At 68.5% G+C, this 21,109-nt stretch carries 12 protein-coding genes, 1 tRNA gene and 3 pseudogenes; 13 read left to right on the plus strand and 3 right to left on the minus strand.

Features of this window, described 5'->3' with window-relative positions:
• Positions 1 to 81: 81 nt before the first annotated feature.
• The 3 genes from pyk to FGL15_RS19350 all read left to right on the plus strand — a co-directional run bounded on the left by pyk (position 82) and on the right by FGL15_RS19350 (position 3,674).
• Entirely contained in the window at positions 82 to 1,497 is a 1,416-nt protein-coding gene (pyk, locus tag FGL15_RS19340) for a pyruvate kinase (RefSeq protein ID WP_064296910.1), read from the plus strand.
• Between the two features lie 114 nt (positions 1,498 to 1,611).
• A complete protein-coding gene (locus tag FGL15_RS19345) occupies positions 1,612 to 2,856 on the plus strand; it encodes a CoA transferase (RefSeq protein ID WP_205858657.1) in 1,245 nt (414 codons plus the stop codon).
• Between the two features lie 155 nt (positions 2,857 to 3,011).
• Positions 3,012 to 3,674 (plus strand): histidine phosphatase family protein, encoded by a 663-nt coding sequence (locus FGL15_RS19350; RefSeq protein ID WP_138947090.1) that lies wholly within the window; start codon positions 3,012 to 3,014, stop codon positions 3,672 to 3,674.
• Here the strand turns inward: FGL15_RS19350 and FGL15_RS19355 are convergent, their stop codons facing one another.
• Entirely contained in the window at positions 3,675 to 3,947 is a 273-nt protein-coding gene (locus FGL15_RS19355; RefSeq protein ID WP_124769355.1) for a hypothetical protein, read from the minus strand.
• Positions 3,948 to 4,110: 163 nt separating this feature from the next.
• Positions 4,111 to 4,191, minus strand: a tRNA-Leu gene (locus tag FGL15_RS19360).
• A gap of 54 nt (positions 4,192 to 4,245) precedes the next feature.
• Here FGL15_RS19360 and FGL15_RS19365 point away from each other — a divergent pair.
• A complete protein-coding gene (locus FGL15_RS19365) occupies positions 4,246 to 4,851 on the plus strand; it encodes an ANTAR domain-containing response regulator (RefSeq protein ID WP_064296913.1) in 606 nt (201 codons plus the stop codon).
• A 72-nt stretch (positions 4,852 to 4,923) separates the two neighbouring features.
• Here the strand turns inward: FGL15_RS19365 and FGL15_RS19370 are convergent, their stop codons facing one another.
• Entirely contained in the window at positions 4,924 to 5,346 is a 423-nt protein-coding gene (locus FGL15_RS19370; protein WP_124769356.1) for a hotdog fold thioesterase, read from the minus strand.
• 55 nt (positions 5,347 to 5,401) lie between these two features.
• On the opposite strand from FGL15_RS19370, the gene polA reads away from it, so the two are divergent.
• The 9 genes and pseudogenes from polA to rapZ all read left to right on the plus strand — a co-directional run bounded on the left by polA (position 5,402) and on the right by rapZ (position 21,106).
• The gene (gene polA / locus FGL15_RS19375; RefSeq protein WP_138947091.1) at positions 5,402 to 8,062 is read left to right on the plus strand and encodes a DNA polymerase I; all 2,661 of its coding nucleotides are present in this window, start codon (positions 5,402 to 5,404) and stop codon (positions 8,060 to 8,062) included.
• Between the two features lie 55 nt (positions 8,063 to 8,117).
• A complete protein-coding gene (locus FGL15_RS19380; protein ID WP_138947092.1) occupies positions 8,118 to 9,794 on the plus strand; it encodes a DUF885 domain-containing protein in 1,677 nt (558 codons plus the stop codon).
• Positions 9,791 to 10,777, plus strand: coding sequence for an epimerase (locus FGL15_RS19385; RefSeq protein ID WP_138947093.1), 987 nt, complete (start codon positions 9,791 to 9,793; stop codon positions 10,775 to 10,777). The genes FGL15_RS19380 and FGL15_RS19385 overlap by 4 nt, the downstream gene beginning before the upstream one ends.
• A 174-nt stretch (positions 10,778 to 10,951) precedes the next feature.
• Positions 10,952 to 12,409 (plus strand): 30S ribosomal protein S1, encoded by a 1,458-nt coding sequence (rpsA, locus tag FGL15_RS19390; RefSeq protein WP_056005690.1) that lies wholly within the window; start codon positions 10,952 to 10,954, stop codon positions 12,407 to 12,409.
• A 121-nt stretch (positions 12,410 to 12,530) separates the two neighbouring features.
• On the plus strand, positions 12,531 to 13,160 hold the full coding sequence (gene coaE / locus FGL15_RS19395; protein ID WP_138947094.1) for a dephospho-CoA kinase: 630 nt from the start codon (positions 12,531 to 12,533) through the stop codon (positions 13,158 to 13,160).
• Positions 13,161 to 13,228: 68 nt separating this feature from the next.
• Positions 13,229 to 15,295: an excinuclease ABC subunit UvrB gene (gene uvrB, locus FGL15_RS19400; protein ID WP_056777426.1), complete on the plus strand. Its 2,067-nt coding sequence runs from the start codon at positions 13,229 to 13,231 to the stop codon at positions 15,293 to 15,295.
• A gap of 79 nt (positions 15,296 to 15,374) precedes the next feature.
• Positions 15,375 to 18,265: pseudogene (gene uvrA / locus FGL15_RS19405) on the plus strand (excinuclease ABC subunit UvrA).
• 64 nt (positions 18,266 to 18,329) lie between these two features.
• Positions 18,330 to 20,191, plus strand: a pseudogene (uvrC, locus tag FGL15_RS19410) (excinuclease ABC subunit UvrC).
• A 34-nt stretch (positions 20,192 to 20,225) separates the two neighbouring features.
• Positions 20,226 to 21,106: pseudogene (gene rapZ / locus FGL15_RS19415) on the plus strand (RNase adapter RapZ).
• Positions 21,107 to 21,109: the final 3 nt, after the last annotated feature.

The raw sequence follows: 21,109 nt of genomic DNA on the forward strand, positions 1-21,109 counted from the left end.
GACGACAAGCGTCGGACGCATCATGCCGAGCAGTGAGTACCGAAGCGCCTCGCGCGCAGAAATCATGGAGAACACACACACATGAGACGAGCCAAGATCGTCGCAACGCTGGGGCCTGCAGTCTCCAGCTATGAGAACATCCGGGCCATCATCGATGCGGGGGTCGATGTCACCCGGATGAACCTGAGCCACGGTAGCTACGACGTGCACGAGGCCATCTACGCCAACGTGCGCAAGGCCACCGAGGACTCCGGCCGTGCCGTCGCCGTCCTGGTCGACCTGCAGGGCCCGAAGATCCGCCTCGGCAAGTTCGAGGGCGGCCCGTACGACCTCGCCGTCGGCGACATCTTCAAGATCACGACCGAGGACATCCTCGGCACCAAGGAGATCTCCTCGACGACGTTCAAGGGCCTGCCCCAGGACGTCAAGCCGGGCGACTTCCTCCTGATCGACGACGGCAAGGTCAAGGTCGAGGTCGTTGAAGCGGACGACACCGTCGTGACCACGCGCGTCATCGTCGCCGGCCCGGTGTCGAACAACAAGGGCATCAACCTCCCCGGCGTGGCCGTCAACGTCCCCGCGCTCAGCGAGAAGGACGAAGCGGACCTCCGCTGGGGACTGCGTCTCGGCGCCGACCTCATCGCACTGTCGTTCGTGCGCGACGCGGCCGACATCGACCGTGTCCACGAGATCATGGCGGAGGAGGGCCGCAAGGTCCCCGTGATCGCCAAGATCGAGAAGCCGCAGGCCGTCGAGAACCTCGAGGGCATCGTCGAGGCGTTCGACGCGATCATGGTCGCCCGTGGCGACCTCGGTGTCGAGCTCCCGCTCGAGGCCGTCCCGATCGTGCAGAAGCGCGCGGTGGAGCTCGCTCGCCGCATGGCGAAGCCGGTCATCGTCGCGACGCAGATGCTCGAGTCGATGATCTCCAGCCCCATCCCGACCCGTGCGGAGACCTCCGACGTCGCGAACGCGGTGCTCGACGGTGCTGACGCGGTCATGCTCAGTGGCGAGACGAGTGTCGGCGCCTACCCGGTGATCACGGTCCAGACCATGGCCCGTATCGTCGAGTCGACCGAGATCCACGGTCTCGACCGCGTTCCGCCGCTCGGCACGAAGCCGCGCACCCAGGCTGGAGCGATCACGCTGGCTGCCGTCGAGGTGGCGGACTTCGTCGAGGCGAAGTTCCTCTGCGTCTTCACGGAGTCGGGGGAGTCGGTCCGCCGCATGGCCCGTCTCCGCAACCGGATCCCGATCCTGGCGTTCACGCCCGACCCGGCAATCCGTCGTCGGATGGCGCTGAACTGGGGCGTCGAGTCCTTCGTCGTCGAGCGCGTGACGCACACCGACCAGATGGTCGCCCAGGTGGACGAAGTCCTCGTCGCCACGGGCAAGGCCGCCGTCGGTGAGCCGGTCATCATCATCTCCGGTTCCCCTCCCGGCATCCCCGGGACGACGAACGACATCCGCGTCCACAAGGTGGGCGACGTCCTCTAGTCGTCGACAGCAGCGAAGGCCGTGGTCCTCCCGTACGGGGACCCCGGCCTTCGTCGTCCGCCGGGTGTGCGCTGGCACCGCGATTCCGGACGCCGTGGGTCTAGCCTGATGCCCATGAACCGTTCCGTCCTCGTCGACGAAGCCCTCCGCAGCGCCGTTGGCCTGGACCCGGGAGGAGTCGACCGTGAGACGGCCGGGTCGGCGGGACTCCTGGCCTCCCGATTCGCCGTCCTGGAGCTCGCCGCGGTCGCCGTCGGCGCCGTGGAGGATGCCGCCGACCGACTCCGCATCGCCCTCGGGTACGAGCCGTTGCACACGGCTCTCGACCTCGAGCGGATCGCCGCGGCCTACCAAAGCGACCGCCTGTTGCGGATCGACGGAGCAGCCGTGGACGCGTTCACGCCACTGTCCGGCTTCTTCGCCGCGGCAGACGGCTGGGTGCGCACGCACGCGAACTACCCGCACCATCGCCGCCGCCTGAGCGCCATGCTCGGGATCGGCGACGAGGCCACCCGCGCAGAGCTCGCCTCGGCGATCGCCTCCCGCTCGGCTCTCGACTTGGAATCGGAGGCCGCGGGAGTCGGCGCACTCCTCGTCGCCGTCCGGAGCGCTGCCGAGTGGTCGTCCACACCACAGGCCGCCGTCGGTGATGGACCGCTCGTCAGGCGTCATGGCGGCTCCGTCGGCTCGGCGATCGCCTCGTGGGCGCGGCCGACGAGGAGACAACCCTTGCGCGGCCTCCGCGTCCTCGACCTGACGCGGGTGATCGCCGGTCCGGTGTCCACGAGGACCCTCGCGCTCCTCGGCGCGGACGTCCTGCGCGTGGATCCACCGCAGGTCCCCGAGATCCCGTGGCAGCACACCGACAGCGGCCAGGGGAAGCGGACGGCGACCCTCGACGCGTCGACACCGCGCGGCCTCGCGACACTGCAGACGCTGAGCGACGAGGCCGACATCCTGGTGACGGGGTACCGGCCACACGCCCTCGAGCGCCTCGGTCTGCGAGGTCGCGACGGTCTGGTCACCGGCTCCGTCGACGCCTGGGGTACGACGGGGCCCTGGGGTGATCGACGCGGCTTCGACAGCCTGGTCCAAGCCGCCACGGGGATCGCGGTGGTCGAAGGGCGGACGGCGACCCGGGTGCCCTGCCGGCTCAGGCGCTCGACCACAGCGCGGGATACCTCCTGGCGGCGGCCATCCTCGACGACGTGGCGAGGGTCGTCGGCGGCGGTGATGCCGGCCGGTCGTCGGTGTCGCTCGCGCGCGTCGGTGCGGCGCTCCAGCGACTGCCACGAACCGAGGAACGCCCGCCGTCCGACCTCCCGGGAGCGCGGTGTCTGGTCACCCACGGTGCGGTGACGACGGCCCGCCCCGCGCTCAGCGCATTCGACGACTACCCGTCCCCGGCGGCGGTCCTGGGGAGTGCCGAACCGCAGTGGAGCGTCCGCAGCTGATCCCGGCACACTCCGCACCGGGAGATGACCGCCGTCCGGTCGCTCGCCTACCCTGGAGGTATGCGCCTCATCCTCATCAGACACGGTCAGACCTCGTCCAACGTCGCCGGCCTGCTCGACACCGCGATCCCCGGGGCCGTCCTCACCGAACTCGGCGAGACGCAGGCGGCCGCGCTCCCCAAAGCGCTCGCGGGGGAGCGGATCGACGCGGTCTACGCCTCCACCGCGGTGCGGGCGCAACAGACCGCCGCACCCGTCGCCGAAGTCAGCGGGCTTCCCGTGATCGTCCGCGACGGACTCCGGGAGATCAGCGCCGGCGACAACGAGATGCTCGGGTCGCCCGAGGCCGTCCAGGTCTACATCGACACCATCGTGGCGTGGGCGATGGGCGACCTCGACACCCGGATGCCGGGCGGCGAGGACGGCCACGAGGTGTTCGCGCGCTTCGACGCCGTGATCGAGGAGCTCGAGGGCTCCGGACTGGAGAGCGTGGTGGTCGTGAGCCACGGAGCGATGCTCCGGTCCTGGCTCGGGCTGCGCGGGGCGAACGTCGACGGACACTTCATCGGCACGCACCCCATCACGAACACGGGCGTCATCATCGTCGACGGGGACACGACGACCGGTTGGCGGGTCGACACCTGGACGGGCGACGCCGTCGGCGGACCGGAGCTGACGACGGAGGCCGACGGTCCGGCCGCCGCCGTCGAGCGCGGCTTCTGATCAGTTCGCGTCGTCGGCCGAGGTCGCGCCGTCCGTGAGGAACGGTCCGGGCTCTTCGCCGGGCTGACCCGGGAGCGAGCCGACGAGACGGTCGAGCTCGGCGGCGTCGACGTCGATGCCCTGGTCGCTGAGACGGTCCGCCAGCGCTGCCCGGACGTCGAGGTCCGGGGTGAGGGACCGGTCTGCTGCGACCTGCACCAGGATGCCCTGGAGCCGGTCGTCTGTGCTGGCGTCGTGGACGTCCTGGCGCGGGTCGGTGTGCTCTGCGGTCATGGTGTCGGGTCCCATCGTGTCGGACGACGTGAGGTACGCCGTGCTCTCGACGGTACGCTACGGCGTCGCCGACACCTCCCGCAGGGGCTTGACGATCGAGGGCGGTTCACGAGTCGTCGGAGCCTGGACGGGCTGAGTCCGGGCCTGAACTGGGTGAAGAGAGTACCGGTGGTGGGACTCGAACCCACACGTCTTTCGACAAAGCATTTTGAGTGCTCCGCGTCTGCCATTCCGCCACACCGGCGCGTCCGCCGCACGGCGAACAGCAACCTGCATCAGAGTACCGTAGGATTTGAGGGTGACCGAGCAAGAGACCCCTCCCGCAGCCCCACGGCGCGTCGTCGTCGCTGAGGACGAATCCCTCATCCGCCTCGACATCGTCGAGATCCTCCGCGACAACGGTTTCGAGGTCGTCGGCGAGGCCGGCGACGGCGAGACCGCTGTCGCCCTCGCGACGGAACTCCGTCCGGATCTCGTGATCATGGACGTCAAGATGCCTCAGCTCGACGGCATCTCCGCGGCCGAGCGCATCGGCAAGGCGCACATCGCCCCGGTGGTCCTCCTCACGGCCTTCAGCCAGAAGGAGCTCGTCGAGCGGGCGAGTGAGGCAGGTGCCCTCGCCTACGTCGTGAAGCCGTTCACGCCGAACGACCTTCTTCCCGCGATCGAGATCGCCCTCTCGCGCTACCAGCAGATCATCACCCTCGAGGCCGAGGTCGCCGACATGGTCGAGCGCTTCGAGACCCGCAAGCTCGTCGACCGGGCGAAGGGCCTCCTCAACGAGAAGATGGGCCTCACCGAGCCCGAGGCGTTCCGCTGGATCCAGAAGGCCTCCATGGACCGCCGCCTCACCATGCACGATGTCGCGCAGGCCATCATCGAGCAGCTCAGCGCCAAGAAGTAGCGCTCCTCCCTCGTCGCAAGAGCGGCCCGTCCCTCGGGGCGGGCCGCTCTGCTGTGTCCGGTGCCGGGCTCGTCAGCCGGTCGGTGCGTCCTTGATGAGGTTCGTGATGCGGATCGTGGAGCACCGTCGTCCCTGCTCGTCGGTGACGGCGATCTCGTGCACGGTGAGCGAGCGACCGAGGTGGATCGGGGTGCAGACACCCGTCACGAGGCCCTCGGTGGCGGACCTGGTGTGCGTCGCGTTGATGTCGATGCCGACGGCGAGCTTGCCCGGGCCCGCGAAGAGGTTGGCGGCCATCGAGCCGAGGGACTCGCCGAGCACGACGTACGCCCCGCCGTGCAGCAGCATCGCGGGCTGGGTGTTGCCCTCGACGGGCATGGTGGCGACGGATCGCTGCACCGTGAACTCGGTGAACTCGATGCCCATCTTGGCGGCGAGTGCGCCGCTGCCCCTCGTCCGCAGGAACTCGAGTGCGTCGTCGGTCTCGTTCGTCATGTCCACCTTCGGATCGGGCCTGAGCCGTGTCGGCGCCGGCTTGTAGGCTGGGCGCGTGTCGGAATCAGAAAAGCCTACCCTCCTCGTCGTCGACGGCCACTCGCTCGCATTCCGGGCGTTCTACGCCCTGCCGGTCGACAGCTTCCAAACCCGCGACGGTCAGCACACGAACGCCATCCACGGCTTCATCTCCATGCTGATCAGCCTGCTCAAGAACGAGAACCCGAGCCACATCGCCGTGGCCTTCGACATCTCGCGCCGTTCCTTCCGCACCCGCGAGTACCCCGAGTACAAGGGCACGCGCGGTGAGACCCCGGCGGAGTTCAAGGGGCAGGTGCCGCTGCTCGAAGAGGCGCTCAAGGCGATGAACATCACGACGATCAGCAAAGAGGATTACGAGGCCGACGACATCCTCGCCACCCTCGCCAAGCAGGGCGCTGAGGAGGGCTTCCGGGTCCTGGTCGTCTCCGGCGACCGCGACACCATCCAGCTCGTCACCGACGACGTCACCCTGCTGTACCCGTCGAGCCAGGGCGTCTCCGCGCTCACCCGGTACGACGGAGCCAAGGTCTTCGAGCGCTACGGCATCCGCCCGGAGCAGTACCCGGAGATCGCGGCGCTCGTCGGCGAGACGAGCGACAACCTCCCGGGCATCCCGAAGGTCGGCGAGAAGACCGCCGTGAAGTGGCTCAACCAGTTCGGCTCCCTGGAGCAGATCCTCGAGCGCGCCGACGAGATCACCGGCAAGGTGGGGGAGAGCCTCCGCGAGCACAAGGAGAACGCGGTCCGCAACCGCCGCCTCAACCGGCTTCTCACCGACGTCGAACTGCCTGTCGGACCGAAGGACCTCGAACGCCGACCGATCGACGCGGACGCGGTGGCGGCCGTCTTCGGGCGGCTCGAGTTCCGCACGCTGCTCGATCGGGTCCTCAAACTCGACGGACTCGAGGCCAACACGGATGTGTCCGCACCGCAGGCGGGCGGCGTGGTCATGCCACCGCAGAAGGAGCTGCTCGACGAAGAGCTCGAGGCGTGGATCACCCGTGCCGTCGCCGCACATCCCGCCGGGATCGGTCTCCACCTCGACCTCGACGGAGGCCTCCCGGTCGCAGCCGGCCTCGCGACCCCCACGGAGATCGTCTCGCTCGCCTGGCGTCCCGGTGAAGCCGACTACGCCCCGCTCGAAGCGTGGTTGGCGAGCGACGCCCCGAAGATCATGCACGACGCCAAGCCGCAGCTCCAGGCGGTCACGCGCGCCGGCCTGACGGTCGGCGGTCTCGGCTACGACACCGCGGTCGCCGGCTGGCTCCTGCGTCCGAGCGGTGGCGACAAGACGATCGCCGACCTCATCACGCGCTATCTCGACGAGACGATGCCGGTCGCCGACCCGAACCAGCTCGTCCCCGAGACCGACCCCGTGGGGGTCGGCGGCACCGCCTGGTACGCCCTCCGGGTCGCCGAGGCGACCCGCGCGGCACTCGACGCCGGGTCGCTCGGCGTCCTGCTCGACATGGAGCTGCCGGTCCTCCAGGTGCTGGCCCACATGGAGCTGACCGGCGTCACTGTCGACCACGACATCCTGAGCGGCCTGTCCGAGCAGCTCGGCAACCGGGCGGCGGAGCTCGCGAGCAACGCGTATGCGGAGATCGGCCGCGAGGTCAACCTCGGATCCCCGAAGCAGCTGCAGGAGGTCCTCTTCGACCAGCTCGCCATGCCGAAGACACGCGCCAACAAGACGGGCTTCTCGACGGACGCCGGCGCTCTGGCCGATCTCCAGGAGAAGAACCCGCACCCATTCCTCGGGCTCCTCCTCGAGCACCGCGATGCGACGAAGCTCCGCCAGATCGTGGAGACGCTCGACAAGGCGATCACGCCCGACGGCCGCATCCACACGACGTACGTGCAGATCGGGACCAGCACCGGTCGGATCTCCTCGACCGACCCGAACCTGCAGAACATCCCCGTGCGCACCGAGGAGGGACGCCGCATCCGCGCCGCCTTCCAAGCCGGCTCCGGGTACGAGACCCTGCTGACCGCCGACTACTCGCAGATCGAGATGCGGATCATGGCGCACCTCTCCGGCGACGCCGGCCTCATCGAGGCGTTCAAGTCCGGCGAGGACCTCCACCGCTTCGTCGGCGCGCGCATCTTCGGCGTCGCCGCCGAGGACGTCACGCCCGCGATGCGCAACAAGGTGAAGGCGATGTCCTACGGACTCGCCTACGGCCTGAGCGCGTTCGGGCTCTCGAAGCAGCTGCGGATCTCGAGCGCTGAGGCGAAACAGCTCATGGTCGACTACTTCGAGCGCTTCGGTGCGGTCCGCGACTACCTGCGCAACGTCGTCGAGCAGGCGAAACTCGACGGCTACACCGAGACGATCTTCGGTCGTCGCAGGCTCTTCCCCGAGCTCTCGAGCCCCAACCGACTGGTCCGGGAGAACGCCGAACGCCAGGCGCTGAACGCCCCGATCCAGGGTTCGGCCGCCGACATCATGAAACGCGCCATGATCGGCATCGAGTCCGAGCTGCGGTCCGAGTCCCTCAGCTCGCAGATGATGCTGCAGGTGCACGACGAACTGATCTTCGAGGTCGCCGAGGGGGAGTGGGACGCCCTGGAGCGCATCGTCCGAGCGCAGATGGCCGGTGCCGCCGAACTGTCGGTACCGCTGGAGGTCCAGATCGGCCGCGGCCACGATTGGGACGCCGCAGCCCACTGAGCGCCCTGAGGGTCCGCACCCGGGCGCCGGACGGGTGCGGACTAGGCTCGACGTCATGTCCCACGAAGAACCTCGTCAGAGCACACCGATCGACGCCATCGCCGAGAGCTGGGTGGAGACCCTCGTCCGGCTGAAACCGGAGGTCGGCACCTACATCGGCCGCACGGATGTCGGCGGACGGTACGGCGACTACTCGCCGGCCGGGCACGAGGCGTACATCGAAGCCGCGTCGCGCACGCTTCGCGAGCTGCGCTCCGCCGCACCGGTCGACGCCGTCGACCGCGTCACCCAGACCGACCTCTCGGCGGAACTGGAGCTCGACCTCGCCTCGTCGGAGGCCGGTCTCCAGTACCGCGACCTCAACGTGATCGCGTCGCCGTCGCAGGAGCTGCGCGACGTCTTCGACCTGATGCCGACCGCGACGGTCGAGGACTGGAGCACCATCCGGACCCGCCTCGGCGCGTTGCCGGACGCGGTCGACGGGTACATCGAAAACCTGCGCGAGGGCATCGCCCGGGGCATCACCCCGGCACGCCGCCAGGTGGCCGAGGTGTACGAGCAGGTCCTCCGCACCGGCGCCGACGACGGGTTCTTCATCGGCTTCGCCGCCAACGCCGGCCCTGAGGACGGCCAGCTCCCGGCGTCCCTCGCCGCCGAACTCTCGACGGGTGCCGGCGCTGCAGCCGTCGCCTACAACCGCCTGGCGGACTTCCTCGCGCACGATCTGCTGCCTGCCGCGACCGAAGAGGACGCCATCGGGCGCGAGCTCTACGCGCTGCAGTCCCGCCGCTTCCTCGGCGCGACGGTCGACCTCGACGAGAGCTACGAGTGGGGCATCGAGGAACTGGCGCGCATGGTGTCGGAGCAGGAGGCGATCGCGAACGAGATCCTCCCCGGAGCATCCGTCGAGGAGGCGGTCGCCTTCCTCGAACAGGATCCGGCGCGCAAGCTGCACGGCACCGACGCACTCCAGCAGTGGATGCAGGAGACGAGTGACCGTGCGGTCGAGGAGCTGGGGCGCACGCACTTCGACATCCCGCAGGAGATCCGAGCGCTCGAGTGCATGATCGCGCCGACGCAGGAGGGCGGGATCTACTACACCGGCCCGACGGACGACTTCTCACGCCCTGGCCGCATGTGGTGGTCCGTCCCCGCCGGCGTCACCGAGTTCGACACGTGGCGCGAGCTCACGACCGTCTATCACGAGGGTGTGCCAGGACATCACCTGCAGATCGGGCAGGCCGTCGTCAACCGGAAGACGCTCAATCTGTGGCGCCGACAGCTCGCCGGCACCTCCGGCCACGCCGAGGGCTGGGCGCTCTACGCCGAGCGCCTGATGGAACAGCTCGGATACCTCGACGACCCGGCGAACCGCCTGGGCATGCTCGACGGTCAGCGGATGCGCGCGGCCCGCGTCGTCCTCGACATCGGCGTGCACCTCGGCAAGCCGCTTCCGGACGGCAGCGGTACCTGGACCGCCGAGTACGCCTTCGACTTCATGGGTCGCAACGTCAACATGTCGCCGGAGTTCGTCCGGTTCGAGGTCAACCGGTACCTCGGTTGGCCCGGCCAAGCGCCGTCGTACAAGATCGGCCAGCGCATCTGGGAACAGCTCCGTGACGACGCGGCCCGCCGCGCCGGGGATGCCTTCGACATCAAGGACTTCCACCGTCGGGCACTGGACCTCGGTGGCGTCGGGCTCGACACGCTGCGGTCGGCGATGCTCGGATGACGCCCGAACGGATCGTCGTCGCCGGCGCGTCCGGGTTCATCGGGCGTCGTCTGGTCGAGTCGTTCCGGGCCGACGGCGCCACCGTCTCCGTCATCGGGCGCGGTGCCGCCGACGCGCGGTGGGGTGACCACATGGGCATCGCCCGGCTGGTCGACGGAGCGGACCTGCTGGTCAACCTCGCCGGGAAGAGCGTGAACTGTCGCTACACCCCGTCGAACCGCGCCGAGATCCTCCGGTCCCGCGTGGACACGACGACGGAGCTGGCGCGGGCAGTGCGTGCAGCCGCCTCGCCTCCGCCGCTCTGGATCAATTCGTCGACCGCCACGATCTACCGCCATGCCGACGACCGCCCGATGACAGAGGCCGACGGTGAGATCGGTTCCGGGTTCTCCGTCGAGGTCGCGACTGCCTGGGAACAGGCGTTCTTCGCGGACGAGCTGCCCGGGACACGACGGGTCGCCCTCCGCATCGCGATCGTCCTGGGCGACGGCGGAGCGCTCACGCCGCTCCGGTGGTTGGCGCGTCTCGGCCTCGGTGGACCCCAACTGGACGGTCACTGGCCCACTTCCCGATCGCGTCGTGCCGCCGGCACGGATCACCGGTTCGGGACGCCGGGCGGGCGGCAGCGGTTCAGCTGGATCCATCTGGACGACGTCGTCGGCATCGTCCGGTTCCTCCGTGGCCATCCCGAACTCGTCGGCGTCGTCAACGTGACGTCACCGAACCCCACCGACAACCGCGGATTCATGCGGACCGTGCGGTACGTGCTCGGGATGCCGCTCGGCCTCCCTGCACCCCGCTGGTTGCTGGAGATCGGAATGTCCGTCCTGCGGACCGAGAGCGAGCTGGTCCTGAAGAGCCGCTGGGCGATGCCGGAGCGGTTGCTGCAGGCGGGCTACCGGTTCGAGCACCCGACGCTCGACCCAGCACTGCGGGACATCTTCTCCGACCGCGGCTTGCCTGCACACCCGGAAAATCGCTAGACTGGACTGTCACAATTGTGACGTCCTATCCGCCTGCCCGTCTCGCAGAGCGACACCGATCCCCGGATCGGTTCACACAACAGCATCGCTTCGATCAACGTCCGTGGTCATCCACGGGTCCGGAGCCGTGCGCGAGGCCGGCCTGAATCATTGTCCACCTGGAGCAATTACTACATGACAAGCGCAACGACCGCCCCCAAGCAGGTCGCAATCAACGACATCGGATCTGCTGAGGACTTCCTCGCAGCGGTCGAAAAGACTCTGAAGTTCTTCAACGACGGCGACCTCATCGAGGGCACCGTCGTGAAGATCGACCGCGACGAGGTCCTCCTCGACGTCGGCTACAAGACCGAGGGTGTCATCCCCTCGCGTGAACTCTCCATCAAGCACGACGTCGACCCCTCCGAGGTCGTCAACGTCGGCGACACGATCGAGGCTCTCGTTCTCCAGAAGGAGGACAAGGAAGGCCGTCTGATCCTGTCCAAGAAGCGCGCGCAGTACGAGCGCGCTTGGGGCGACGTGGAGAAGATCAAGGAATCCGACGGCGTCGTCACCGGTTCGGTCATCGAGGTCGTCAAGGGCGGCCTCATCGTCGACATCGGCCTCCGTGGCTTCCTCCCGGCTTCGCTCATCGAGCTGCGCCGCGTCCGCGACCTCACGCCGTACCTCGGCCAGGAGATCGAGGCGAAGATCCTCGAGCTCGACAAGAACCGCAACAACGTGGTCCTGTCGCGCCGTGCGCTCCTCGAGCAGACGCAGTCCGAGAGCCGCACCACCTTCCTCAACAACCTCCAGAAGGGACAGGTCCGCAAGGGCGTCGTCTCCTCGATCGTCAACTTCGGCGCGTTCGTCGACCTCGGCGGCGTCGACGGTCTCGTCCACGTCTCCGAGCTCAGCTGGAAGCACATCGAGCACGCCAGCGAGGTCGTCGAGGTCGGTCAGGAAGTCACCGTCGAGATCCTCGAGGTCGACCTGGACCGCGAGCGCGTCTCGCTGTCGCTCAAGGCGACCCAGGAGGACCCGTGGCAGGTCTTCGCCCGCACCCACGCCATCGGCCAGGTTGCACCGGGTAAGGTCACCAAGCTCGTCCCGTTCGGTGCGTTCGTCCGCGTCGCAGACGGCATCGAGGGCCTCGTGCACATCTCGGAGCTCTCCGGCAAGCACGTCGAGCTCGCCGAGCAGGTCGTTTCGGTCGGCGAAGAGGTCTTCGTCAAGGTCATCGACATCGACCTCGAGCGTCGCCGCATCTCGCTGAGCCTCAAGCAGGCCAACGAGGGTGTCGACCCCGAGGGCACCGAGTTCGACCCGGCCCTCTACGGCATGCTCACGGAATACGACGAGCTCGGGAACTACAAGTACCCCGAGGGCTTCGACGCCGAGACGCAGGAGTGGAAGGAAGGCTTCGACGCCGAGCGCGAGAAGTGGGAGCAGGACTACGCTGCCGCCCAGGCTCGTTGGGAAGCGCACAAGAAGCAGGTCGCTGCCGCAGCCGTCGAAGAGGCCAACCAGGCTTCCTCGTCGACCGCGTCCTCGTCGGCCGGTTCCTCGTTCTCGAGCGACTCCGCCGGCGGCGGCACGCTCGCTGACGACGAGTCCCTCGCGGCCCTCCGCGAGAAGCTCTCGAGCAACTAGTCCCACCAGCACCGACCAGCGTCGGTGTCCAGCAGGGGGTCGCCTTCGGGCGGCCCCCTGCTGCGTTGTGCGAGGGGCGCTCGTCGAAGGCGCTGCACGCTCCGCGGGTACGCTGGCTGACATGTACCTCATCGGCCTCACCGGCGGGATCGCCTCCGGCAAATCGACCATCGCGGCCCGGCTCGCTGAACACGGCGCCGTCGTCATCGACGCGGACGTCCTCTCACGAGAGGCCGTCGAGCCGGGGACCCCGGGACTGGCCGCCATCGCGGAGCGCTTCGGTGCCGACGTGATCGGGCCCGACGGAGCACTCGACCGCGCTGCGCTCGGCTCCATCGTCTTCGCCGACGACCACGCGCGGGCCGACCTCAACGCCATCGTGCACCCGGAGGTCAAGCGGCGTTCGCAGGCCCGGATCGCCGAAGCCTCGAGCGACCCCGGTGCCGTCGTCGTCTACGACGTCCCGCTGCTCGTCGAGACCGGCCGCGCCGACGAGTTCGACCTCGTGGTCGTCGCCGCGGCTCCGGAGGGGGAGCGCGCCCGTCGGCTCGTCGACCTCCGGGGGCTCGACCGGGGCGAGGCGGAACGACGGATCGCGGCCCAGGCGACCGAGGAGCAGCGCGCCGCCGTCGCCGACGTGGTGATCGACACCGCCGGCTCGCTCGAGCACACCCTCAGCCAGGTCGACGCGGTCTGGCACCGCGCCGCCGCGGCCGCGGTACCGGCACCCGACCGTCAGAACGGCGTCTGAGCGCTTCGCCCGCTCCGCTGTGGGCGAAGCGGGGCAGTGGTGTCGGTGGTCCTCCGTAGACTCGGAGCATGGAACCAACACGCGCCGTCCGCCCCTTCGAGGTGATCAGCGAGTACGAGCCGAGCGGCGATCAGCCCGCCGCCATCGAGCAGCTGTCCGGGCGTATCAACGCCGGCGAGACCGACGTCGTCCTGTTGGGCGCCACGGGTACCGGTAAGTCCGCGACGACCGCCTGGCTCATCGAAGCCGTCCAGCGCCCGACGCTCGTCCTGGCGCACAACAAGACGCTCGCGGCCCAGCTGGCGAACGAGTTCCGCGAGCTCATGCCGAACAACGCGGTCGAGTACTTCGTCTCCTACTACGACTACTACCAGCCCGAGGCGTACGTCCCACAGACCGACACCTTCATCGAGAAGGACTCATCGATCAACGCCGAGGTGGAGCGACTGCGGCACTCGACCACCAACTCGTTGCTGAGCCGTCGCGACGTCATCGTCGTGTCGACCGTGTCGTGCATCTACGGTCTCGGTGCGGCGGAGGAGTACCTGGAGGCGATGGCGGCGCTGCAGGTCGGGCAGAACATCGGGCGCGACCGCCTCATCCGCAAGTTCGTCGGCATGCAGTACAACCGCAACGACGTCGACTTCTCGCGTGGCAACTTCCGCGTGCGCGGCGACACCATCGAGATCATCCCGGTCTACGAGGAGCTCGCGATCCGCATCGAGTTCTTCGGCGACGAGATCGAGGCCCTCTACGCCCTGCACCCGCTCACCGGCGACGTCGTGAAGAAGCTCGACGCGGTGTCGGTGTTCCCGGCCTCCCACTACGCCGCCAGCCCGCAGACGATCCAGCGCGCCATCGGCACCATCCAGGAGGAGCTGGCGGAGCGGCTCCAGTCGCTCGAACGCGAGGGCAAGCTCCTCGAGGCGCAGCGGCTCCGCATGCGCACCACCTTCGACCTCGAGATGATGCAGCAGATCGGCTTCTGCTCCGGCATCGAGAACTACTCGCGCCACATCGACGGCCGCTCGGCCGGCGAGGCACCGAACTGCCTCCTCGACTACTTCCCCGACGACTTCCTCACCGTCATCGACGAGTCGCATGTCACCGTCCCGCAGATCGGCGCGATGTTCGAGGGCGACGCCTCCCGCAAGCGCACCCTCGTCGAGCACGGGTTCCGACTCCCGAGTGCGATGGACAACCGCCCGCTCCGGTGGGACGAGTTCAAGAACCGCGTCGGCCAGACGGTGTACCTCTCGGCGACGCCGGGCAAGTACGAGATGGGCATCGCTGACGGCATCGTCGAGCAGATCATCCGCCCGACCGGCCTCGTCGACCCGGCGATCATCGTGAAGCCCTCCAACGGCCAGATCGACGACCTCCTCGAGGAGATCCGGGTCCGCGCCGAGCGCGACGAACGCGTCCTCGTCACCACCCTCACCAAGAAGATGGCGGAGGAGCTCACCGACTTCCTGACCGAGGCCGGCGTGCGCGTCCGCTACCTGCACTCCGACGTCGACACCCTGCGACGGGTGGAGCTGCTGAGCGAACTCCGGCAGGGCGTCTACGACGTCCTCATCGGCATCAACCTGCTGCGCGAGGGGCTCGACCTCCCGGAGGTCTCGCTCGTGGCGATCCTCGACGCCGACAAGGAGGGCTTCCTCCGCTCGTCGACCTCGCTCATCCAGACCATCGGTCGTGCCGCCCGCAACGTGTCCGGCGAGGTCCACATGTACGCCGACGTCCTGACCGACTCGATGAAGCGCGCGATCGAGGAGACGGACCGTCGCCGCGAGAAGCAGGTCGCCTACAACGAGGAACGCGGGATCGATCCGCAGCCGCTCCGCAAGCGGATCGCCGACATCACCGAGGCGCTCGCCCGGGAAGGCGCGGACACCGCGGCACTGCTCGCCGGACGCGACAACGGCAAGAAGAAGAGCCCGACGCCGAACCTGCGTCGGGAGGGCATCGCCGCCGAGGGCGCGAACGACCTCGAGTCGATCATCGCCGACCTCAACGCGCAGATGCTGGCCGCCGCGGCCGAGCTCAAATTCGAACTCGCCGGCCGTCTCCGCGACGAGGTCTCCGAACTCAAGCAGGAGCTGCGACAGATGGCCAAGGCCGGGCACATCTAGTCCGCCGCTTCGCTGAGAGCGCAGTACCACAGACACCGCTCGGGAGTCCGGTGTCGGTGGTGCTGCGTAGACTCGAAGGGTGTCAATTGCCAAGGTAGATCACCACTCCACGCTCAGCGTCCGCGGTGCCCGCGTCCACAATCTTCAGAACGTCGACCTCGAGATCCCTCGCGACTCGCTCGTCGTCTTCACGGGTCTCTCGGGCTCGGGGAAGTCCTCACTCGCCTTCGACACGATCTTCGCCGAGGGCCAGCGACGCTACGTCGAGTCGCTCTCGGCGTACGCCCGCCAGTTCCTCGGTCAGGTGGACCGCCCGGACGTCGACTTCATCGAGGGCCTGAGCCCCGCGGTCTCGATCGACCAGAAGTCCACGAACCGCAACCCCCGGTCGACCGTCGGGACCATCACCGAGGTCTACGACTACATGCGGCTGCTCTGGGCGCGCATCGGCGTCCCGCACTGCCCGGTCTGCGGCGAGGTCATCCAGCGTCAGACGGTGCAGCAGATCGCGGACCAGCTGATGGAGCTCGAGGAGCGACGCCGCTACCAGATCGTCGCCCCCGTCGTGAGCCAGAAGAAGGGCGAGTTCGTCGACCTCTTCAAGGAGCTCTCGGCCAAGGGCTTCGCGCGCGCCATCGTCGACGGCGAGGCGATCCAGCTCGCGGAACCGCCGACCCTCAAGAAGCAGGTCAAGCACGACATCGCGGTCGTCGTCGACCGCCTCGTCGCCGGGCCCGATATCCTCGGTCGCCTGACCGACTCCCTCGAGACGGCACTGCAGCTCACCGACGGCCTCGTGACGATCAACTTCGTCGACGAGGAGGGCGACGACGCCTGGCGCACCTTCTCCGAGAAGCTCTCCTGCCCGAACAACCACCCGTTGCAGCTGACCGAGATCGAGCCGCGGACGTTCTCGTTCAACGCCCCGTTCGGTGCCTGCCCGGAGTGCTCGGGCCTCGGCACGCGCATGTCGGTCGACGCGGAGCTGCTCCTCGGCGACGAGGAGCTCAGCATCAACGAGGGCGTCATCGTCCCCTGGACCACCCAGGGCAAGGGGCTCTACCAGTACTACGAGAAGCTGCTCGACGGGCTGGCCCGCGACCTCGACTTCTCGCTCGACACCCCTGGCGCGACCTGCCTTCCAAAGTCCAGGAGGCGGTGCTCCGCGGCGACAACTTCAAGGTCAAGGTCAAGTGGAAGAACCGCTTCGGCCGCGAGATGAGCTACTCCTCAGGCTTCGAGGGTGTCATCCCGTACATCGAGCGTCAGTACCTCCAGGCCGACACCGACAGCCAGCGCGTGCGCTGGTCCGAATACCTGCGCGAAGTCCCGTGCCAGGTCTGCGGCGGTCGTCGCCTGAAGCCGGAGGTCCTCTCCGTCCTGATCCACGACCACAACATCGCCGAGGTCGCCGAGCTGAGCCTCTCCGACGCCCGCGCGTTCATGGACCGTCTCGAGCTGAGCGACCGCGAGGCCCACATCGCCGCGCAGGTGCTGCGCGAGATCAAGGTCCGACTCGACTTCCTCATCCAGGTCGGACTCAACTACCTCGACCTGGCCCGGACCGCCGGCTCCCTCTCGGGCGGCGAGGCACAGCGCATCCGCCTCGCGACGCAGATCGGCTCGGGACTCACCGGCGTGCTCTACGTCCTCGACGAACCGAGCATCGGCCTGCACCAGCGCGACAACCGCCGCCTCATCGAGACCCTCGTGGCCCTGCGCGACCTCGGCAACACGCTGATCGTCGTCGAACACGACGAGGACACCATCCGCACCGCCGACTGGATCGTCGACATCGGTCCCGGCGCGGGCGTCAACGGCGGCCGCGTCGTGCACTCCGGGTCGTACGAGGCGCTCGAGGCCAACACCGAGTCCCTCACCGGCGACTACCTCTCCGGCCGCAAGGCCATCGAGATCCCGGCGAAGCGTCGTCCGATCGACACGAAGCGTCAGATCCAGGTGATCGGAGCGCAGGCCAACAACCTGAAGAAGGTCAGCGCGGACTTCCCGCTCGGGGTCCTCACCGCCGTCACCGGCGTGAGTGGCTCCGGGAAGTCCTCGCTCGTCAACGACGTCCTGTACCGGGTCCTCGCGAACAAGCTGAACGGTGCGCGCAAGCTGCCCGGCAAGCACACCAGGGTCACGGGTCTGGAGCACCTCGACAAGGTCGTCCACGTCGACCAGGCGCCCATCGGCCGCACCCCGCGCTCGAACCCCGCCACGTACACCGGCGTCTTCGACAAGATCCGCAACCTCTTCGCGGAGACGCAGGAGGCCAAGGTCCGCGGCTACCTCGCCGGACGGTTCAGCTTCAACGTCAAGGGCGGCCGCTGTGAAGCCTGCTCGGGCGACGGCACGATCAAGATCGAGATGAACTTCCTGCCCGACGTCTACGTCGCCTGCGAGGTGTGCGGGGGAGCGCGGTACAACCGCGACACCCTGACCATCCACTACAAGGGCAAGAACATCGCCGAGGTCCTCGACATGCCGATCGCCGAGGCTGCCGACTTCTTCGAGCCGATCTCCTCGATCCACCGGTTCCTGAAGACGCTCGTCGAGGTCGGCCTGGGCTACGTCCGTCTCGGCCAGAGCGCCACGACGCTGTCCGGCGGCGAGGCCCAGCGCGTCAAGCTCGCGACGGAGTTGCAGCGGCGGAGCAACGGGCGCAGTGTCTACGTCCTCGACGAGCCGACCACGGGTCTGCACTTCGAAGACGTCCGGAAGCTGCTGCTCGTCCTCGGCGGGCTCGTCGACAAGGGCAACACGGTCATCGTGATCGAGCACAACCTCGACGTCATCAAGTCCGCCGACTGGCTCATCGACATGGGCCCCGAGGGTGGAGCCGGTGGCGGGACGGTCCTCGCCACGGGAACACCCGAGCACCTCGCGACGGTCCCCGGCAGCCACACGGGCTTCTTCCTGAACGAACTGTTCGAGGCAGAGGCCGGCGGCAGCCGCAAGGCGGGCTGACGTGGCGGCCGTCCGCGGCGGAAGTGGTCTGGCGTACCGGCCGAAGGCGGGGGAGATCCCCACCATGCCCGGCGTGTACCGCTTCAGCGACGACTCGGGCCGGGTGCTCTACGTCGGCAAGGCGATGAACCTCCGCGCGAGGCTCAGCAACTACTTCGCGCCCCTGCACACCCTCCACGAGCGAACGCGCCGCATGGTGACGACCGCGACCGGGGTCACGTGGACGACGGTCGGCAGCGACGTCGAGGCGCTGCAGCTCGAGTACACGTGGATCAAGGAGTACGACCCGCCGTTCAACGTCAAGTTCCGCGACGACAAGTCGTACCCGTACCTCGCGGTCACCCTCGGTGACGAGGCGCCGCGCGTCATGGTCACCCGGAACACCCGGATCCCGGGGCCAAGTACTTCGGCCCGTACCCGAAGATCTGGGCCGTCCACGACACGGTCGACCTCATGATCAAGGTCTTCCCGATCCGCACCTGCTCCGACTCGGCGTACAAGCGCGCCATGGCCTCGGGGAAGCCCTGCTTCCCCGGGCAGATCGGGCGGTGCGGCGGCCCGTGCTCCGGCAAGGTCACCATCGAGGAACACCGTGCGATCGTCGACGACTTCGTCTCGTTCATGGTCGGTAACGACCGCCGGTTCACGACGCGCATCACCGCCGACATGAAGGCCGCAGCGGCTCGCCAGGACTACGAGTCCGCCGCCGTCTACCGGGATCAGCTCCAAGCGCTCGACCAGGTGCTCGCGAAGAGCGCGGTCGTCCTGCGCGACGCCGTGGACGCCGACCTGTTCGGCATCGACCACGACGAGCTCGCCGCGTCGGTGCAGCAGTTCATCGTCCGTGGCGGCCGCATCCGCGGTGTTCGGTCGTGGACCGTCGACAAGGAGCTCGACATGTCGACCGCCGAGCTCGTCGACAGCGTCGTCCAACGGGTGTACGCCGCCGCGAGCGGGACCGAGGTCCCACGGGAAGTGCTCGTCCCGGAGCTGCCGGACGACGCCGAGAGCCTCGAGGACTGGCTGGCCGAACGCCGCGGCTCGAAGGTCGCCCTCCGCGTCGCCCAGCGCGGCGAGAAGGCGACGCTCATGGAGACCGCGGTCGTCAACGCCAAGCAGGCCCTCATGCTCTACAAGACCCGGCGCAGCTCCGACTTCGTCGCCCGGACACAGGCACTCGAGGACATCCGCGATGCGCTCGGGATGCCCGAGGCGCCACTGCGGATCGAGTGCTTCGACGTGTCGCACCTGAGCGGTACCAACATCGTGGCGTCGATGGTGGTCTTCGAGGACGGGCTGTCCCGCAAGGACGAGTACCGCCGCTTCGGCGTCGCCGAGTCCACCGACGACACCGACTCGATCTACCAGGTCGTCTCCCGGCGACTCGCACACCTCACGTCGTCCGAGCCCGTCGAGACGGTCGACGAGACCACGGGGGAGCGCAAGCGCCGGAAGTTCACCTATCCGCCGCAGCTCCTCATCGTCGACGGCGGGCAACCGCAGGTCGCCGCCGCCGCGCGTGCACTGGAGGAGTCCGGCCTGACCGGGATCACGCTGTGCGGACTGGCGAAGCGACTGGAGGAGATCTGGCTGCCCGACGACCCGTATCCGGTGATCCTGCCGCGGGGGAGCGAAGCGCTGTTCCTCCTCCAGCGGGTCCGCGACGAGGCGCACCGGTTCGCCATCAGCTTCCAGCGCCAGAAGCGGAAGCGCGACATCTCGACCGTCCTCGGCGAGATCCCGGGGCTCGGTCCGGCGAAGGTCCGCGAGTTGCTCAAGCACTTCGGATCCGTCGCCCGCTTGAAGACCGCGACGCCGGCTGAGATCACCGAGGTCAAGGGCATCGGCGACAAACTGGCGGCCACAGTGCACGAGGCGTTGACCTCCGGCTCCGCACAGCCCTCGCAGGCCTCGCGGAATGGGTAGGCTGGGAGTTCAGACCTTCGAGGAAAGCGTGTCGATGACCCCGGGCCAGCCGCAGCACCAGCAGGAAGTCCTCATCGTCACGGGGATGTCCGGCGCCGGACGCTCCACCGTCGCGAACGCGCTCGAGGATCTCGGCTGGTACGTCGTCGACAACCTGCCCCCGCAGATGCTCCGTCCCCTCGTCGACCTCGCCGAGCGCGCCGGATCACGTCTGCCGCGGATCGCCGCGGTGGTCGACGTCCGCGGCCGCGACTTCTTCAGCGAGCTGCAGGAGATCGTGCCGGCGCTCCGGGGCGGGACGCACCTCCGCATGATCTTCCTGGAGGCGACCGACGCGGCGCTCGTCCGCCGGTTCGAAGCCGTCCGCCGGCCGCACCCGCTGCAGGGCGAGGGAACGATCCTCGACGGCATCGTGGCGGAGCGTCACCGACTGAGCGAGATCCGTGAGTCGAGCGACGTCATCATCGACACGAGCGACCTCAACATCCACCAGCTCGCCACGACCACGCGTGAGCTATTCGCCGGCGCGGAGACACCGGGTGTCCAGGTCACCGTGCTGAGCTTCGGGTTCAAGTACGGCCTGCCGCCTGATGCGGACCTCGTCGCCGACATGCGGTTCCTCCCGAACCCGTTCTGGGTTCCGGAGCTGCGTGCGTTGAGCGGTCAGGACCCCGAGGTCAGTGAGTACGTGCTCTCGCAGACCGGAGCCGCCGAGTTCCTCGAGAGCTACGCCCACGCCCTCGAACCCGTCCTCGCCGGGTACCAGCGTGAGAACAAGCGTCACGTCACCATCGCCGTCGGCTGCACGGGGGCAAGCACCGCTCGGTCGCGGTCGCCCTCGAACTCGCCGACCGGCTGCGGAACCAGTCCGGCGTCGCCGTACACGTCCGGCACCGAGACCTCGGGCGCGAATGACGC

This window comes from Plantibacter sp. M259 (genome assembly GCF_006065115.1).
Classification (GTDB): domain Bacteria; phylum Actinomycetota; class Actinomycetes; order Actinomycetales; family Microbacteriaceae; genus Plantibacter; species Plantibacter auratus.

Excerpts from the sequence above, each read along its gene's own strand:
- pyk (WP_064296910.1), top strand. The coding sequence starts at position 82 with ATGAGACGAGCCAAGATCGTCGCAACGCTGGGGCCTGCAGTCTCCAGC.
- FGL15_RS19385 (WP_138947093.1), top strand. The coding sequence starts at position 9,791 with ATGACGCCCGAACGGATCGTCGTCGCCGGCGCGTCCGGGTTCATCGGG.
- FGL15_RS19380 (WP_138947092.1), top strand. The coding sequence starts at position 8,118 with ATGTCCCACGAAGAACCTCGTCAGAGCACACCGATCGACGCCATCGCC.
- FGL15_RS19350 (WP_138947090.1), top strand. The coding sequence starts at position 3,012 with ATGCGCCTCATCCTCATCAGACACGGTCAGACCTCGTCCAACGTCGCC.
- FGL15_RS19355 (WP_124769355.1), bottom strand. The coding sequence starts at position 3,947 with ATGACCGCAGAGCACACCGACCCGCGCCAGGACGTCCACGACGCCAGC.
- FGL15_RS19370 (WP_124769356.1), bottom strand. The coding sequence starts at position 5,346 with ATGACGAACGAGACCGACGACGCACTCGAGTTCCTGCGGACGAGGGGC.
- coaE (WP_138947094.1), top strand. The coding sequence starts at position 12,531 with ATGTACCTCATCGGCCTCACCGGCGGGATCGCCTCCGGCAAATCGACC.
- rpsA (WP_056005690.1), top strand. The coding sequence starts at position 10,952 with ATGACAAGCGCAACGACCGCCCCCAAGCAGGTCGCAATCAACGACATC.
- uvrB (WP_056777426.1), top strand. The coding sequence starts at position 13,229 with ATGGAACCAACACGCGCCGTCCGCCCCTTCGAGGTGATCAGCGAGTAC.
- FGL15_RS19345 (WP_205858657.1), top strand. The coding sequence starts at position 1,612 with ATGAACCGTTCCGTCCTCGTCGACGAAGCCCTCCGCAGCGCCGTTGGC.